This is a genomic window from Paenibacillus sp. J5 (genome assembly GCF_054955055.1).
This window is the reverse complement of sequence record NZ_JBUEDD010000031.1, coordinates 1-1,731: the sequence shown is the minus strand read 5'-3', so window position 1 is coordinate 1,731 and position 1,731 is coordinate 1. Positions and strand designations below refer to the sequence as shown.

The following is a 1,731-nucleotide window of genomic DNA, read 5'->3' as shown; positions in this document are numbered from 1 at the left end:
GCGGGAGAAGTCGATACGGCTCAGATCAGGCAGCTTGCAGACGCCTCCCCGAGGCCTACTGATCCGTATTATACATTTATCGAGATGAACAGCCATGAAGAGTATACGAGCTATCTGGTCATCACGCGGAAGAAATCCAATACGATGCTGGGCAAGGAGGAGCTGCATTGGCTGCAACTGATCACCTCCTATCTGGAGGTGAGTCTGGAGAATGTGCTGCTGATCCGCAAGCTGACCAGGAGACTCCAACAGCTCGCCTCCCAACTGCCTGTGGAGGACACGGCGCCAGATATTCAGTGGTTCCGTAAGGTGATGTTCGAATTGCAGGAGGAGGAGCGGATTCGGATTGCCACCGATCTTCATGACACGACGATGCAGGACCTGTTCTTCCTCAAGAAACGGTTAATCGCCTTAGTAGAACAGAGCTTCATGAATGGCGACAGTCAGCAAGAGCTGAATTCAATCATTCAATTTGTCGAGATGATTAATGTTAGTCTGCGCGAGAGCTGCTTCGAGCTGAATCCCCATCTGCTGCAAGAGGTCGGCTTGCTGCGGACGCTTGAGATGTATGTGGAGAAGGAATCGTATACCGCTCCATTTCAACTGGAGCTCCACGCCGGGCACATGCCAGGCATGGAGAGCAAGGACCTGCTGACCAAGCGGCATCTCTTCCGCATCGTGCAGGAATTGATCAACAATGCCAAGAAACACGCCCAAGCCTCTACCGTCTCCTTCCAGATTGGCGAAGCCAGTGGAAGCTTCTGTCTTACCTATGAAGATGACGGGATAGGGTTCGATGATAACAAGGTTCGTCAAGCAGGAATCGGAGCCTCCGGGATGGGGATGGAGCAGATCCGAGGCCGAATCCTGCATATGGGCGGACAATTGGAGTTGGTTACGGAGGCCGGGCAAGGAACGAAGATCATCATTACCGTACCGATAGAAGGAGCGATGTCTGCATGAATCAAGTGATGAAGGCGCTTATTGTTGATGATCATCCGCTCATTGCCAGCGCGACGCGAGCGTTATTGGATAGTATGGATCGAATTGAAGTGGTTGGTGTAGTCAGTAACGGTACACAATGTATGGAGCAGATCGCCCTGCATCAGCCAGGGCTCGTCTTCCTGGATTATCATCTGCCCGGCCCATCGGGCATGGCGATCGCCGCGCAGATAAGGCGCGACGCCCCTCATACGCACATTGTTCTCTTCACCGGAGTTGATCTGAGGGGGCTGTATCCGAAATCCATCGAGCTCGGCATAAGCGGCATGCTGTCCAAGGAAGCAGGGCCGCAGACGATTAAGAATATGGTGAACTGTATACTCGATGGCTATACGATGCTGCCGCTGTCCGTGTACAAGCATGTCCAGTTGAACAGAGCATTCGGTCGCCAGGAGGGGGTGCTCAATGGGGATGAGCAGTTCATCATGAACCTGATTGTCAATGGGGCGACCTACGAACAGATCGCAGAGCAGATCAATACCAGCAAACGAACGGTCGAGAATTATTTACGCAAAATCTATGAGAAGCTGGGCGCCCGCTCCAAGGTAGAGGCGCTGGAGAAGTATATCAAAAGTCCGTATTATGCATCGCATCTAGGAGGGAGCCAGTGAAGCAGGAAATCAAGCGGCATATGGAGCGTATGGTGGACGATTACATCTATATTGAAGATTTGAATGCCTATCTGAAAGCCTTCATCGCAGATAAGGAGCAAGAGCGTGGCTCCTGGTC

2 protein-coding genes are annotated in these 1,731 nt (G+C 52.2%); both read left to right on the top strand.

The window, feature by feature from the left end; genetic code table 11:
* On the top strand, positions 1-963 hold a 963-nt coding region (locus tag ACY1JZ_RS25950), incomplete at its 5' end, for a sensor histidine kinase (RefSeq protein WP_462631665.1).
* Positions 960-1,613, top strand: coding sequence for a response regulator transcription factor (locus ACY1JZ_RS25945; RefSeq protein WP_462631663.1), 654 nt, complete (start codon positions 960-962; stop codon positions 1,611-1,613). The genes ACY1JZ_RS25950 and ACY1JZ_RS25945, both read left to right, overlap by 4 nt.
* The last annotated feature ends 118 nt before the right edge of the window (positions 1,614-1,731 follow it).